Below are 13,892 nucleotides of genomic sequence, written 5' to 3' on the forward strand. Positions count from 1 at the left end.
GGCGCAGGCTCCAAGGCGATCCGTTGGCGCTGGTGGTCAGGCCGCCCGTTCAGGCAGCAGGAAGGGGTCCCAGGCCGGCGTCGGCTTCTCCAGTTCCTTGATCTGCCAGATGGTGCCGTGGGGCGGCTCGGGAACAATCCTCAGCTTCCACCCCATTTCGGACGGGGTGTGGTCGCCTTTGGTGTTGTTGCACCGCAGGCAGGCGGCCACAAGGTTCTCCCAGGAGTCCGCGCCGCCTCGTGATTTTGGCTGGACATGGTCAATCGTGTGGGCTGCTTTGCCGCAGTAGGCGCACCGGTGGCCGTCGCGCCGCAATACCCCGCGGCGGCTCACTGCGGTGCTGTGGTTGTACCTCGGGCGAATGTAGCGGTTCAGGAGGATCACGGACGGGCGGCCCAGAATCTCCTGCGGTCCCACCACGGGGTCTTCGCCTTCGGCGACAACGCTCGCCTTGCCCGTGAGCACAAGGACCAGCGCCCGGCGGAAGGTGATCACCGCCAGCGGTTCATATCCAGCATTCAGAACGAGAGTGCGCATGCACGTACCTCTTCGTGGCCGCACCCGTCAGGGGCACGAGGGCCGGCTGCCCCCGGCATATCCGGGCTATGGATCGACACCACAAGAGTAAACAAAGAAACCCGCTATCAGCTAATCGCCGTCAGCCGGCCCGCTGTCGTGTCGGGCCCACCCCACTGTCCCGTTCATACTGGGGTTCACCACGGGACGCCATGTGGGGGCCGGAGACAGCAAAGGACCCCCGCCATGGTGGCGGGGGTCCTTAGTGCTGAAGCGGGTGCTAGGAAACGCGGATGAAGACCGGTCCCGAGCCAACGTTGGCGCTGAAAACAACGGTCTGGTTGCCGTTGTAGCCGCCGTGTACTGCCTGGCCGTTGCCGGCGTAGACAGCGATGTGGGCAACGCCTGCGCCGCCGTCGGCGTAGTAGATGAGATCTCCCGGCTGTGCCTCGGCGGCACTGACGGTGCGGCCCAGGCCCAGGTAGCCGGCAGGCCAGTCGTGGAAGTTGATGCCCACGGCGGCAAGCGAGTTGGTCACCAGCATGGTGCAGTCCTGCATCACACCGAGCTGCGCGTAAGCGGCGGACAGGATTGCCGCACCCTTGCCGCTGGCGGCAACCGGAGCCGGGGCGGCCGGAGCCGAAGCGGTGGTTACCTTGACGGCAGCTGCGGGAGCGGGAGCCGCGACGGGAGCTGCAGCTTCCTGCACCTCAACCTCGGGCTCAGGTGCCTCAACAACGGGAGCCGGCGAGGTGGTGACAGCAGGCTTTTCGTAGGAGATGGCAATGGTGGATTCAGCGGAGATGACAGCCGGGGCGGAGACCTCAAGCTCAAGGTTCGAGACCGGGGACACTTCACGCTGGACGTTGGTGTCTGCGGCGTTGGCCGCGATACCGCTGGTGAGGACCAGGCCGGAGGCAGCAGCGATAACCGCTGCCTGGCGGCCCATGCCGCCGGCGTTGTCGCCGACAGCCTTGGCAATGACAGCCAGCGAGTTGGTCTTGGTGGTGACCTCGGCGCGGTGCCGTGCAACTGTTGCACGAGTAGTCATTAATTTCTCTCTTTCGATTTCCTCAGGACCGCGTGGGCAGGCCAGGGGTTTTGGACGCGCCGGCATCTTGGGGGTACGCCGGCACGTCCCGAACGGGGATTTAGCGAAATGGTTCAGGTGGCACTGTTCCTGCAGCGTGAAGCTGCAGGAACTACTGCCAGGCAGGAACCGGGGGCGTTGGCTGGTCAGCCGCCCATGGTGAAGAAGGAGGAGGTGCCCGTGGAGGCCGCGGAGTGGAGCAGGGTGCCCTGTCCGGGGTTCAGCGCGCTGATCATCATGCCGTTGCCGACGTAGATACCAACGTGCGCGCCGCCATTCTGCATGACCAGGTCACCGGGAACCGGCGTGGAGGTCGGCTTCATTGCTGTCCAGGCGTTGACACGGGGAATGCTGATCCCGGCCTGGGCGTAGACCCACTGGGTGAAGCCTGAGCAGTCCCAGCCACTGGGAGTGGTGCCGCCCCACAGGTAGGGGCTGCCGATGCCGGTGTAGGCAATGGCTGCCAGGCCGGAGCCGGAAGCAGTGGAGACGGCGTCTGCGAGCTTGGTCGCAACCTTCTCCGCAGCGTCAGCACCCTGGCTGGCGGCAGCAGTTTCGGTAGCCGTTGACTGCGCACGGACCGTTTCGATCTTCGGCGCAGCGGTGGTCTTGACCACGGGACGCTCGAAGGAAACAGTAGCCGTGGGAGCCGCGGTGACGGCCAGGGCAGCCTGGGCTGACCCGGATTCTGTGGAGGCGGACACGCCGGCGGTTGAATCCGCAGCGTTGGCCGGAAGCCCCATTGTCAGGATCAGACCTGACGCGGCTGCGATGACAGCAGCCTGGCGACCTACGGTCCCGGCGTTTGCACTTACTGCCTTGGACATTGAGCCCAAGGGGTTCGTGCGAACCGTTTGCGCACGGTGGCGCGCAGAATTATGGCGTGAAGACACGAAGGTAGCCTCTCCCAATGCCTGCGAGGTGAGCTGTCGGATTCGGATGGGAGTGCACCCGGCCACGCGGCTTCCTGGGAAGCTTTGTGACTTAACCCCAAGGCCTTCAGAATCAAAGGCCAAAATTGGTTCCCCCGCCCCTGCCAGACGAATTCATGCGAACGGACCTTGAGCGGTGGCAGAGCTAGGCAATCCACTCAAGAACGTCAGCTTCGGAAAAGCTGGCGCGATTTAGACGTTACAGGACTTCTCAGCCAATGTCACATTCAGGTCACGGCATGTCACTGGAATTTGATAGTTGGCCATCATTTGGATCAGAGCCAGCCGGACGGGTCAACGACTTCGCCGTTGACCTGCACCTCAAAGTGGAGGTGGCAGCCGGTGGAGGCTCCGGTGGTTCCACTGAGCGCAACGACGTCGCCGCGGCTGACCGTCTGGCCCATGGTCACACTGGCGGACGAGAGGTGGTTGTACGTGGTTTCAAGGCCATTGCCGTGGTCCACCACCACGCGGTTGCCGCCGCCGTACTGGTGCCAGCCAACAAACGTCACAGTGCCGCTCGCGGCGGCCAGGACCGAAGTCCCGCACTGTGCGGCGAAGTCCTGGCCCCGGTGAAAGTCGCCGGAACCGCCGGTGATGGGGCTGATCCGGAAGCCGAACGGTGAGGCGGTGGCCAGCTGGGCCAAGGGTGCGCCGAGGCTTCCCGCCGAGGCCGCACGGGTAATGGAGCCCGCAGACTGGGCGCTCAGTAGTTGCTTGAGCTTGCCGTCAGGATCGCCCTGCGTGACCACGGAAGAGCGGCTGAAATCGATCTGCGCACCGGCGGCGGCGGAGACTTCGGGCTGCGGGGCGGCGGAAACAGCCGATGCGGGCTGCCCCGGCTCCGGCTGTGCCATCACGGGGCTGGTGGCTGGAACCGTCACCGTGAGGACCAGTCCGGTTGCGGCCAGGGCGATGCCGGCCTTCTGGCCGATGCCACTGGCGGAAGCGAATTCAGTGATTTGCCGGAAGGGCCCCCGGCGACGGCGGGCTTCGCGCTGCGAATCACGCGGCCTGTCGGCAGTAATAACCTCGGGCGCACGCGGCGCCGAAGTGGGGCCCGCAGCGCGACGGCGGCCCCTGGAGTATTGCGTGGTCAAAAATGTTCCTCTCTGGATAGCCTGCGAAGTTAGCTGTCGGATTCGGGTCAGAGAGATCAAAGACCCGGTCCGCCGTGACAAGCACTTGGCGCAGAAATATCCCGTGAGGATTCTTCATTGAGAGAGGCTTGCTGCTGACGGACTACACCCCAAGGCAGCCTTGCGACTGCCGGTTGTGGTTCCCCCGCCTCTGCCAGTTAGTGACTCGTGCACCTGATCCGCTGGCAGAGCTCGGCTCCGGATCAGGTAACGCTTTTGTATCGACGTTCTGTTAAAACTATAAATGATTAAGCCGGACAGTAACAATTCCGTTATCTTTGGAGATCAGCCGTCACTGCGCTAAAGCGGGCACGCAAAAGCCCTTCAGTCCCGCGTGAGCAGGCAGGACTGCCCCGTCAGCCCACGGAAACGAACACGTGCGCTGCCACTTCAGGAGGCAGCTCGAGCGCTCCCTCAATGCCCGGAACACGGACGGAGATGTACTCCCCTACGCGCTCCAGGGTGACCGAAGCGCCCGGACGGATCCCGCCTTCGTCCAACTGGACCAGCAACTCCGGCTCCACCTGGATGGGCTCCGCCAGGCGGCTGACCCTGATGGTGGAATCGGGCCCGTAGCCCTGCATGGCCTCCAGGAGATTGATCACACCGTCGTCAAGAAGGGACGCCGGTGCTCCGCCCAGTGCGGCCAGCCCAGGGATCGGGTTGCCGTATGGGGACTCTGTGGGATGGTTCAGCAGTTCATAGATCCGCCGTTCAACCCGCTCGCTCATCACGTGCTCCCACCGGCACGCTTCGTCATGGACGTAGGCCCAGTCGAGGCCGATGACGTCGGCCAGGAGCCGCTCCGCGAGACGGTGCTTGCGCATGACTTCGGTGGCCCGCTTGCGCCCGGTCCCGGTCAGTTCCAGGTGGCGGTCCCCCGAGACAACAACCAGCCCGTCACGTTCCATCCGGCCGATGGTCTGGGACACCGTGGGCCCCGAGTGCCGCAGCCGTTCGGCGATGCGGGCGCGAAGAGCAACAATGTTCTCTTCCTCAAGCTCCAAAATGGTCCGAAGATACATCTCCGTGGTATCAATCAGATCCGTCATCCAGCTCAGCTCCTCGAGCGCAGTACCTTGCGTTGTCCCACCGTATCGCGTCCGGCGCAGCGGCGAGGTCCGGTGAAAAGCTTAGCCTATTTTGAATTTGTCCGGATAATTCCGGGCGATGCAGCAGCCGGGCCATTCTGTCTCATTGACTGGACTATGACGGTGCCGGTTCGGTGCCAAATAGCCGGTTCAGGCAGAATAAAGGAGGCCCTTTGTGCAGTCACTGCCGGCCACCCCACCGTCCTTCGGACATGAGTCATGTCAAACGCCGAAATTTGGAGCCCCTGTGAGCGAAACCAGCATCACTATTCCTGCCGACCTCCTGCCAAAGGACGGACGGTTCGGCGCAGGCCCCTCCAAGGTCAGGCCTGAACAGATCGAAGCGCTGTCCGCGGCGTCCAGGACCATCCTGGGTACCTCGCACCGCCAGGCGCCGGTGAAAAACCTCGTCGGGTCCGTCCGCGAGGGCCTTAGCCAGTTCTTCCGCGCTCCCGAGGGCTATGAAGTGGTGCTGGGTGTCGGCGGCTCCACGGCGTTCTGGGATATCGCCAGCTTCGGTCTGGTCGAGAAGAAAGCCCAGCATCTGTCCTTCGGCGAGTTCGGCTCCAAGTTCGCCTCGGCCACCAACAAGGCCCCGTTCCTTGATGCCTCGTCCATCATCACCTCGGACCCCGGCACCCGCCCGGCGGCCAAGGCGGAAGCCGGCGTGGACGTCTACGCCTGGCCGCAGAACGAGACCTCCACGGGTGTGGCGGCTCCGGTCAAGCGTGTTGAAGGCGCCGATTCCGGTTCGCTGGTCCTGGTTGACGCCACCTCGGCGGCAGGCGGCCTGGACGTTGACGTTGCCGAGTCCGATGTGTACTACTTCGCGCCGCAGAAGAACTTTGCTTCCGACGGCGGCCTGTGGCTGGGGCTGTTCTCTCCCGCCGCCCTGGAACGTGCGGCCCGGATTAAGGCGACGGACCGCTGGATCCCGGACTTCCTGGACCTGCAGACGGCGATCGACAACTCCAGGCTGAACCAGACCTACAACACGCCGTCGCTCTCCACCCTGGTGACCCTCGACGCGCAGGTGCAGTGGCTGAACGCCAGCGGAGGCCTGGACTTCGCCTCCGCACGCACTGCGGACTCCGCCGGCAGGATCTACAGCTGGGCCGAGGCGTCGGACTTCGCCACGCCTTTTGTGGCCAAGGCCGAGGAACGCTCCAACGTCATCGCCACCATCGACTTTGACGACTCCATCGATGCCGCCGCGATCGCCAAGGTGCTGCGGGCCAACGGCGTAGTGGACACCGAGCCCTACCGCAAGCTGGGCCGCAACCAGCTCCGGATCGCCACGTTTGTGGCCATCGAACCCGATGACGTCTCCGCGCTGCTGGCCAGCATCGACTTCGTCGTGGGCGAACTCCGCAAGTAGTGGACGCTTCAACGTCCGACGGCGTCGTCCGGGTTTTGCTCCCGGCCGGCGCCGTTTGCTGTGTCCCCCGGCTGGGCGACGTCGCGCAGGTGGGATACCACCTGGAAGTGGCGCAGACCGCGGGCCCGCCGGTCGAACGCGATTCTCAGTTGCCGGGCCCGGATGATCCACACGAGTCCGATCAGCGCGGCGATGATCCCTGACGCGGCGGCAACCGCAAGCGCCCATCTGGCCCCTGCCACGTTGGCCACCCAGCCCACCAGCGGCGCCCCGATAGGGGTGCCGCCCATGAAGATGGCCATATAGAGGGCCATTACCCGGCCGCGCATGACCGGATCAGTGGTGGTCTGGACGTAGCCGTTGGCACTGGTCAGCATGGTGATCGCGAACAGGCCCACGGGTACCAGGGCGGCGCCGAACCAGAAGTAGTTGGGGGCCAGAGCGGCAAGCCCGGAGGTCACACCAAAGGCAGCTGACGCGCCGAAGATCATCCGCAGACGGGGTTTTCCGCGGCCTGCGGAGAGCAGGGCGCCGGCCACCGAGCCGATGGCCATGATGGAGTTCTAGTCATCACGGACGAGCTCCGAAACAAACGTCTGCCGCACCGGAGCATCGAGCGCGGAGACCATGCCCAGCAGCAGGGCGAAGCCGTAGACGTGCCATAACTGGCCTGCGCCCAGTACCACCAGGACGCCCAGCCCTGTGCTGAGCAGAGCCATCGTCGACTGTGTGATCACCAGCAGCTGCCGGCGGCTGTAGCGGTCCGCCACCAGTCCGGCTACCGGCGCCAGGAAGAGCTGGGGGCCGAGCTGGAGCGCCATGGTGATGCCCATGGCGCCGGCGTCGTGGTCCGTGAGGTGGTCGAATACCAGCCAGTCCTGGGCGGTCCGCTGCATCCAGGTTCCGATGTTGGAGACCAGCGCGCCGAAGAACCAGATGCGGTAGTTGAGGATGTGCAGGGATTTGAAGGTGGACATCAGGTCCGGCCTCCGTGGTGATCAGCCCTGCCCGTAGGCAAGCGCCTAGTCAGCCTCATCGGCGGGGTCGTGGAGCCCGGTTTCGTCCTCCGGCCCAGCTGCGGGGGCAGGCTCTGCCTCCGCCTCTGCTGCAGGCGACTCGTCTTCCTCGGCTTCCCGGGAATCCTCCGGACGGACACGCTCGGCCCACGGAACCCATTCCGGGGACAGGATGGAGTCCTCCGAGGGCAGCAGGCCAAGCTCGCTGACCGTGACAACTTTCGAGCGGGAATTCCGGGTCAGGACCGCGTACCACTGCCACCCCTGGTAGCCGGGCAGCTTTGATTCGAACAGGTGCGTGACCAGGCGGTCGCCCTCGCTTTTGGCAGAAAGGTGAGCACCGATGTCGGATGGCGCAGTGATGCCTTCGATGGCAGTCCGCGCGAAATCGACGGCGGCCGCGAGGAAGACATCCGGTTTGCCGGTCCGCCATGCAGGGATGCCGGCGCGGCGCTTGACGGGGACAGGTTCAACGCGCAGTGCGTCCCCTGCGGTCTGCTCCGGCTGTTCAGCTTCCGGGATCATCGGGGCCTAAACGTCCAGCTCGTCGGCAACCTTGCGCAGGGCAGCCGCGATGGCCTTGCCCTTGTTGCCTTCCGGGTATTTGCCGGCGGAAAGGGTTCCGGACAGGTTATCCAGCACGCTCACCAGGTCCTGGACCAGCGGGGCCAAATCCTTCGCACTGGGCCGCTTGGCCTTGGCGATGGATGGCGTCTTGTCCAGGACGCGCAATCCGAGTGCCTGGGCACCCTTCCGGCCGTCGGCAACACCGAACTCAACCCGGGTGCCGGCCTTCAGCTCGGTGACGCCCTCAGGCAGCGATGATTTGGGCAGGAAGACTTCCTGGCCGTCCTCGCCCGCGAGGAATCCGAACCCTTTTTCCTTGTCATACCACTTGACCTTGCCGGTAGGCACGTAATCAACCTTCTTCGTTCTGCGTCTGCTGACACGGCGGGCAACCACCGCATCCGCACTGATATGCGGGTTCAGGGTGTGACTGCCACGGACCGTGTTGGTCTGTTGCTTCAAGGTTATCCTGCCGGGCCCGGAAACCTGCTGTTAGGGCCCCGTCATCCTGTACAGGTCACCGGCTGCATCCGGCCGGGACTTTGCAGAGGCGGCCGGACCGCCCCCGGGGCCGCCCGCCTGTTAGCGTTACGTGCATGACACCCTCGCGTTTCCGGCGGCCCCTGATGATCTGCGCAGCGGTTGTTGCCATGCTTTCCCTCGTGGCGGTGGGGGCCGTGATGGCGCTGGCCTTCGCGGGCTCAGCTGCCCCGGTATGGGTTACGTCCACGGCCCTGTACGGCTTGCCGGTGGCTTTCCTGCTGATGCTTTTCCTGGTGCTGGACAGCGTGGCCGGCAGACGCCGGGCAGGAAAGTCCGGCGGGCGGTAACGTTGGCCTGATGTCCCTTATTCGCGCGCTCAGCAAGGAACTCGAGGCACGCAGCGACGAATCGTTGCGGGCCCTCTTCGCGGCGCGGCCGGACCTTATATCCCCCACGGTGCCCGATTTCCCGGCGCTGGCGGCGCGGGCCAGCGCAAGAGTGAGCGTCCAGCGCGCGTTGGAACGCCTGAACCGGCCCCAGATGCAGGTCCTGGAGACACTGCACCTGTGCACGAATACTGACACCGAACACAGCGCCAGTGCAGCCACCGTACGAAAACTCATCGCCGGGGCAACACTCGTTTCTGTCGAACGGATCCTGGCGGCCCTGCAGGAACTTGCCCTCGTTCACCGCGCTGAGCCGCCACACGGAACGGTTCCCGGCCATCGGCAACGCTTTTACCTGCCCGTGGGATGTCTCAAGGACGTCGTGGGCATCTATCCGGCCGGGCTGGGGCGCAGCTACACCGAGCTGGTCCGGCTCCAACCTGCGTTTGCACAGCGCGCAGTCCAGCTGGTGGCGGAACTCCGCCGCAGTGGAGTCGCCATCCAGGAGGCCACCACTCCGATGGAGGCTGCGCTGGCACTGCAGCACTGGACGTCGTCGCCCGAAGCCCTCAGTGAGGCTCTGACCGGGGCCCCGGAGCGCACGACGGCGCTGCTCGCCAAATTCGGCAACTGGGCCATGGGTGCCGTCCCCCAGGCGCAACGGAAAGCATCCGTCGCGAACCAGGGCCACGCCGTCGGGCCTGTTGACTGGCTCCTGGCACGCGGACTTCTGGTCCCGCTGGATGCCGCACACGTGGAACTGCCGCACAGCGTGGGTCTGTCCCTGCGTGGCGGTGCCGTCATCACTGATTTCACGCTCTCGCCGCCGGTCCCGGAGCTGGGCACCACTACCGCGGCGCTCCGACGCAACGCGGCCCTCGGTGCCATCGCGGAGACCTTGCGGCTGCTGGGCGAGCTCCTCCATGCGGTCAAGGAACAGCCGCTGGCGACGCTGCGCAGCGGCGGGGTTGGAGTCCGGGAGATGAAGCGGGTCGCCGAGGTGCTCCGCATAGACCAGAACCTCGCAGGCCTGCTGCTGGAGCTCAGCGCCCTGTCCGGCCTGCTGCGCCTGGATGTGGACTCCTCCGCCTGGGTTCAGCCACCGCAGCTGGAATGGCTGGCGCTCCCCCGGCAGGAACAATGGCTGTGGCTGGTCAACGCCTGGCTCGCGAGTGAGCGGGTGCCCTCGCTGGTGGGTCTGCCGGTGAACGGTCCCGGGGTGGCCGCCGTCCAGCGGACGCTGGCGGGCAACACCGTGAATGCCCTCTCAGCCGAGGCGCAGCGGCCGGACGCCCCGGTGGTCCGGAAACGGATTCTGGAAATCCTCAACGAACTGACGGCCGAGGCAGCTGCCGAGGACGGCACAGCCCCGGTCCTGGACGCAGCAGCAGTGCTGCAGCGGGCCGAATGGGCGCAGCCACGGATGGCCCGCCGGTTCAGCTCCATGATCAAGGGGGTCCTGGCGGAGGCGGAACTGCTTGGCCTTATCGGCTCCGGTGCTTTGAGCCAGCTCGGAAGCGCCATTGCGGTGGACCGGCCGGACGACGCCCTCGCCATCCTGGGTGAGCACCTTCCCGCCGCCCTGAACCACGTCCTGCTCCAGGCCGACCTCACGGCAGTGGCACCGGGCTACCTGGCGCCGGAACTGAGCGAAAAGCTCCTGCTCATGGCGGACGCCGAAGGCCAGGGACCCGCCACCATCTACCGGTTCTCGCCGGCCTCCATCAGACGGGCACTGGATGCCGGCCATGACGCGTCGTCCCTGCTGGACTTCCTGCGCGAGCATTCAGCAACAGCCGTGCCTCAGCCGCTCGCCTACCTGGTGGAGGACACGGCATCCCGGCACGGCCGGCTCCGGGTGGGCGCTGCAGCCAGTTTCATCCAAAGCGACGACGAAACAACCGTTCTGGAGCTGGCGGCTGAATCCAAGGCAGCCGGCCTGGCGTTGTCGCGGATCGCACCCACCGTCCTGATCTCCTCCGCAACGCCGCGTGAAACTGCCCAGATCCTGCGGGGGCTGGGGCTCTCGCCGTCGGTGGAGGAATCCGAACCTTCCGTGATCCGGCTGCGCCGGACCAACGGGACCGCCCCAGGCGGTGCCCGGCCCGTCTACACCGCGCCGCGGAACGCTCCCGCAGAGGCCGACGTCGACGCCCAGCTGGCTGTCCTGAGGCAGGTACGGGCCGGCGTTGGCGGAAGCCGGAACGGTACGGCGCCGGGAACGGGGCCGGGGTCGGGCGAGGCGGCAACCCAGCTGGGGCTGGAGACCCTGCAACGGGCCATCCGGCTCAAGCAGCGGGTCAGCATGAACGTGGTGGACAGTTCCGGGAATGCCAACCTTGAGATCGTTGTTCCCCTTTCCGTAAGCGGCGGACGCGTCAGGGTGTTCGATCCCGCCAAGGACACCGAGCGGGTCCTGTCCATCCATCGCATCATCGATATTGAGGGCGCAGAGGAACCGCGCCAGTGAAGGAATCCTGCGCGTGAACGACGGCCCGTTGATCGTCCAGAGTGACAAGACCATCCTGCTTGAAGTGGACCATGAACTCGCTACGGAGGCCCGGCACGCCATTGCCCCCTTCGCGGAGCTGGAACGTGCGCCGGAGCACATGCACAGCTACCGGCTGACCCCCCTGGGCCTGTGGAACGCCCGTGCCGCCGGCCTGGACGCCGAAAGGGTCCTTGACACACTGCTCAAATACTCCAGGTTCCCGGTTCCGCATTCGCTGCTGATCGACGTCGAAGAGACCATGTCCCGGTACGGGCGGCTGCGGCTGGAGCAGGACCCCCAGCACGGTCTGGTCATGCGCACGGACGACTACCCGGTGCTCGAGGAAGTGATCCGTGCCAAAAAGATCCAGCCGCTGCTCGGCCCGCGGATCAACGGCGAAACAGTGGTGGTCCATTCTTCCCAGCGCGGCCAGCTCAAGCAGCAGCTCCTGAAGATCGGCTGGCCTGCCGAGGACCTGGCCGGCTACGTTGACGGCACCCCGCACCTGATCGCCCTGCAGGAAGACGGCTGGAAGCTGCGCCCCTACCAGCAGCTCGCCGCTGACAACTTCCGCGCCGGCGGCAGCGGTGTTGTGGTGCTGCCCTGCGGCGCGGGAAAAACCATCGTGGGTGCAGCGGCCATGGCCGCCAGCTCCACCACCACCCTGATCCTGGTCACCAACACCGTTGCCGCCCGGCAGTGGAAGGATGAACTGCTCAAGCGCACCTCCCTGACCGAGGATGAAATCGGCGAGTACTCCGGGTCGCTCAAGGAGGTGCGGCCGGTAACCATCGCCACCTACCAGGTCCTCACCACCAGGCGCGGCGGGCTGTACACGCACCTGGAACTGGTGGACGGGCACGACTGGGGCCTGATCATCTACGACGAGGTCCATCTCCTGCCGGCACCGATCTTCCGGATGACCGCCGATCTCCAGGCGCGGCGCCGGCTGGGCCTGACCGCAACCCTCGTGCGCGAGGACGGCCGCGAAGGCGAGGTCTTCAGCCTCATCGGGCCCAAACGCTACGATGCGCCTTGGAAGGACATCGAGTCCCAGGGCTACATCGCCCCGGCGGACTGCGTCGAGGTCCGCATCGACCTGCCCCGTGACGAACGGGTGGCCTACGCGATGGCCGAGGACGCGGACAAGTACCGCCTCTGCTCCACGTCAGAGTCCAAGACCTTGGTCGTGGAACAGCTCGTGGCCAGGCACCAGGGCGAACAGCTGCTGGTGATCGGACAGTACATCGACCAGCTGGACGAAATCGGCGAGCGCCTGCAGGCTCCCGTGATCAAAGGGGACACCTCCGTGAAGGAACGCCAGCGGCTGTTCGATGCGTTCCGCGCCGGGGAAGTGCAGACCTTGGTGGTTTCCAAGGTGGCCAACTTCTCCATCGACCTGCCTGAGGCCGCAGTGGCCATCCAGGTGTCCGGCTCCTTCGGATCCCGCCAGGAAGAGGCCCAGCGCCTGGGCAGGCTGCTGCGGCCCAAGAAAGACGGCCGGGCTGCCCGCTTCTACTCCCTGGTTGCCAGGGACACCCTGGACCAGGATTTCGCCGCCAAAAGGCAGCGTTTCCTGGCCGAGCAGGGGTATGCCTACCGCATCATGGACGCCAAGGACGTGGGACTGCCGGGGTAGCCCCCCGGTTCAGGTAATGCCCTGCGAGCCATCCCGTTCCGTCGTGCCGGTCCGCGGATCAAACTGGGGCCGCTGGTAGGCCAGTTCGCCGCCGCTGCGGCCGCCGAACGGCCTGCCGTGGTCAGCAAACTCTTCCCGGAAGTAGGCCAGCCGCCACTGGCCCAGCTGGATCCTGGCGCCCGTCCGGAGCACGGAAGGACCGGTCCGGCTGACACTGCCGCTGACCTCACCATGCGGTACCAGAATGTACTCATCGTTCTCGTCATGCCTGATCTCCGCGTGCAGCGGGTCCAGGCCGGCGAGCTGCAGGGACGAGGCGGGATCAGCCCCGATGCTGAAGGTCTCCCGGTCCAGGGTCACCTCCCGCGGGATCTGGCCGTCCCACTTTGCGGCGTCCTGGACAAAAATCAGTCGTGGCCGGCCGCTGCCACGTGTGTGGTGCGTGGTGGTGACACGCCGGGTGATTTTCCGTTTAACCGTGGGCATCAGAGGCAGCGGGGTCTCGGGAGGCAGCAGCGAGAAGGCCCGGGATGGACGGCGGCCTGGCCTCATCAAGGGGACCAGGGCGCCGAGCTTTCCCAGCTTGATGTGTGGTGATCGGGTGACCAGCCGCTGGGACGCCGGGCTGTTGACGGCCCCGAGGCTGACGATGCTTCCATCCGGGCCATCGATGGTGACACTCAGTCCTTGGTCGGCGAGCGTCTTGGCCAATGGCCGGATCTCTTCCAGGGATGGGATGGATCCCCCGCGGACTGCATCCAAGCCGTCCACGGTGATGGTGACCGCTGTTCCCGCCGCCCGGGCGCTGCCGCGGGTGACGGTTCCGGATTCGTCCGTATAGGAGAAATCCAGATCAAGGTCCAGCCGGTATCCGGGCACGGCGGTCAGGCGCGGTTCTGGTCTGAACCGGCAGCGTCGTTGTCGCTGGTGGTCACCCGCAGGCTCCCGTTGAGCTTCCACGTGGCGCGGGGGGCGTCGGGGCCGATGTCACGCGGCACCTCAACTGTCATGTCAACGAACTGGTAGTTGATGGCAGCGCCCTTGCCGGTGAGATAGGACCACATTTCCTCGGCCAGATCGGCCCAGTCCCTGATGCTGCGCTCGCTGGTGGCGGTGTTTTCGGAGGTGTTGAAATCAGGCATTACGGTAATTCCCCTTAGTAGG

The 13,892-nt window shown here is 65.7% G+C and carries 13 protein-coding genes, 1 pseudogene and 2 riboswitches; of the genes and pseudogenes, 4 read left to right on the forward strand and 10 right to left on the reverse strand.

The window, feature by feature from the left end; genetic code table 11:
* Window positions 1–36: 36 nt before the first annotated feature.
* The 5 genes from AC1MCA_RS06085 to AC1MCA_RS06105 form a co-directional block, all read right to left on the reverse strand.
* Entirely contained in the window at window positions 37–537 is a 501-nt protein-coding gene (locus AC1MCA_RS06085) for an HNH endonuclease (protein WP_479801933.1), read from the reverse strand.
* A gap of 259 nt (window positions 538–796) precedes the next feature.
* Window positions 797–1,567, reverse strand: coding sequence for an NlpC/P60 family protein (locus AC1MCA_RS06090; protein WP_108598887.1), 771 nt, complete (start codon window positions 1,565–1,567; stop codon window positions 797–799).
* 185 nt (window positions 1,568–1,752) lie between these two features.
* Window positions 1,753–2,433, reverse strand: coding sequence for a C40 family peptidase (locus tag AC1MCA_RS06095; protein WP_479801935.1), 681 nt, complete (start codon window positions 2,431–2,433; stop codon window positions 1,753–1,755).
* Between the two features lie 70 nt (window positions 2,434–2,503).
* Window positions 2,504–2,669, reverse strand: a riboswitch (cyclic di-AMP (ydaO/yuaA leader).
* A gap of 144 nt (window positions 2,670–2,813) precedes the next feature.
* Window positions 2,814–3,638 (reverse strand): M23 family metallopeptidase, encoded by an 825-nt coding sequence (locus AC1MCA_RS06100; RefSeq protein WP_108598888.1) that lies wholly within the window; start codon window positions 3,636–3,638, stop codon window positions 2,814–2,816.
* A gap of 3 nt (window positions 3,639–3,641) precedes the next feature.
* Window positions 3,642–3,860: riboswitch (cyclic di-AMP (ydaO/yuaA leader) on the reverse strand.
* 173 nt (window positions 3,861–4,033) lie between these two features.
* The gene (locus AC1MCA_RS06105; RefSeq protein ID WP_108598889.1) at window positions 4,034–4,729 is read right to left on the reverse strand and encodes an iron-dependent transcriptional repressor DtxR; all 696 of its coding nucleotides are present in this window, start codon (window positions 4,727–4,729) and stop codon (window positions 4,034–4,036) included.
* Window positions 4,730–5,015: 286 nt separating this feature from the next.
* Here AC1MCA_RS06105 and serC point away from each other — a divergent pair, with 286 nt between their 5' ends.
* Window positions 5,016–6,146 carry a phosphoserine transaminase gene (gene serC / locus AC1MCA_RS06110; protein WP_479801938.1) on the forward strand — a complete coding sequence of 377 codons (1,131 nt, stop codon included), beginning with the start codon at window positions 5,016–5,018 and terminating at the stop codon, window positions 6,144–6,146.
* A gap of 8 nt (window positions 6,147–6,154) precedes the next feature.
* Here serC and AC1MCA_RS06115 read toward each other — a convergent pair.
* The 3 genes and pseudogenes from AC1MCA_RS06115 to AC1MCA_RS06125 all read right to left on the reverse strand — a co-directional run bounded on the left by AC1MCA_RS06115 (window position 6,155) and on the right by AC1MCA_RS06125 (window position 8,077).
* Window positions 6,155–7,123, reverse strand: a pseudogene (locus AC1MCA_RS06115) (MFS transporter).
* Between the two features lie 45 nt (window positions 7,124–7,168).
* Window positions 7,169–7,687: a DUF3027 domain-containing protein gene (locus tag AC1MCA_RS06120; RefSeq protein ID WP_479801940.1), complete on the reverse strand. Its 519-nt coding sequence runs from the start codon at window positions 7,685–7,687 to the stop codon at window positions 7,169–7,171.
* A gap of 6 nt (window positions 7,688–7,693) precedes the next feature.
* Window positions 7,694–8,077: a cold-shock protein gene (locus AC1MCA_RS06125; protein WP_108597270.1), complete on the reverse strand. Its 384-nt coding sequence runs from the start codon at window positions 8,075–8,077 to the stop codon at window positions 7,694–7,696.
* A 248-nt stretch (window positions 8,078–8,325) separates the two neighbouring features.
* Here AC1MCA_RS06125 and AC1MCA_RS06130 point away from each other — a divergent pair, with 248 nt between their 5' ends.
* Genes AC1MCA_RS06130 through AC1MCA_RS06140 form a run of 3 tightly spaced genes read left to right on the forward strand, consistent with a single transcriptional unit; the run spans window position 8,326 to window position 12,728 of the window.
* Entirely contained in the window at window positions 8,326–8,559 is a 234-nt protein-coding gene (locus AC1MCA_RS06130) for a hypothetical protein (RefSeq protein ID WP_108597267.1), read from the forward strand.
* 10 nt (window positions 8,560–8,569) lie between these two features.
* On the forward strand, window positions 8,570–11,068 hold the full coding sequence (locus AC1MCA_RS06135) for a helicase-associated domain-containing protein (protein WP_479801942.1): 2,499 nt from the start codon (window positions 8,570–8,572) through the stop codon (window positions 11,066–11,068).
* A 13-nt stretch (window positions 11,069–11,081) separates the two neighbouring features.
* Window positions 11,082–12,728 carry a DNA repair helicase XPB gene (locus AC1MCA_RS06140; RefSeq protein ID WP_479801944.1) on the forward strand — a complete coding sequence of 549 codons (1,647 nt, stop codon included), beginning with the start codon at window positions 11,082–11,084 and terminating at the stop codon, window positions 12,726–12,728.
* 9 nt (window positions 12,729–12,737) lie between these two features.
* Here the strand turns inward: AC1MCA_RS06140 and AC1MCA_RS06145 are convergent, their stop codons facing one another.
* Window positions 12,738–13,607, reverse strand: coding sequence for an FHA domain-containing protein (locus AC1MCA_RS06145; protein WP_479801946.1), 870 nt, complete (start codon window positions 13,605–13,607; stop codon window positions 12,738–12,740).
* Window positions 13,608–13,612: 5 nt separating this feature from the next.
* On the reverse strand, window positions 13,613–13,870 hold the full coding sequence (locus tag AC1MCA_RS06150; RefSeq protein ID WP_108600335.1) for a hypothetical protein: 258 nt from the start codon (window positions 13,868–13,870) through the stop codon (window positions 13,613–13,615).
* Between the last annotated feature and the right edge of the window lie 22 nt (window positions 13,871–13,892).

The sequence above is a fragment of the Arthrobacter sp. BK1 genome (assembly GCF_056680055.1).

Coding starts and splice junctions, on each gene's coding strand:
- AC1MCA_RS06085 (WP_479801933.1), bottom strand. CDS start 537: ATGCGCACTCTCGTTCTGAATGCTGGATATGAACCGCTGGCGGTGATC.
- AC1MCA_RS06090 (WP_108598887.1), bottom strand. CDS start 1,567: ATGACTACTCGTGCAACAGTTGCACGGCACCGCGCCGAGGTCACCACC.
- AC1MCA_RS06095 (WP_479801935.1), bottom strand. CDS start 2,433: ATGTCCAAGGCAGTAAGTGCAAACGCCGGGACCGTAGGTCGCCAGGCT.
- AC1MCA_RS06105 (WP_108598889.1), bottom strand. CDS start 4,729: ATGACGGATCTGATTGATACCACGGAGATGTATCTTCGGACCATTTTG.
- AC1MCA_RS06120 (WP_479801940.1), bottom strand. CDS start 7,687: ATGATCCCGGAAGCTGAACAGCCGGAGCAGACCGCAGGGGACGCACTG.
- AC1MCA_RS06130 (WP_108597267.1), top strand. CDS start 8,326: ATGACACCCTCGCGTTTCCGGCGGCCCCTGATGATCTGCGCAGCGGTT.
- AC1MCA_RS06135 (WP_479801942.1), top strand. CDS start 8,570: ATGTCCCTTATTCGCGCGCTCAGCAAGGAACTCGAGGCACGCAGCGAC.
- AC1MCA_RS06150 (WP_108600335.1), bottom strand. CDS start 13,870: ATGCCTGATTTCAACACCTCCGAAAACACCGCCACCAGCGAGCGCAGC.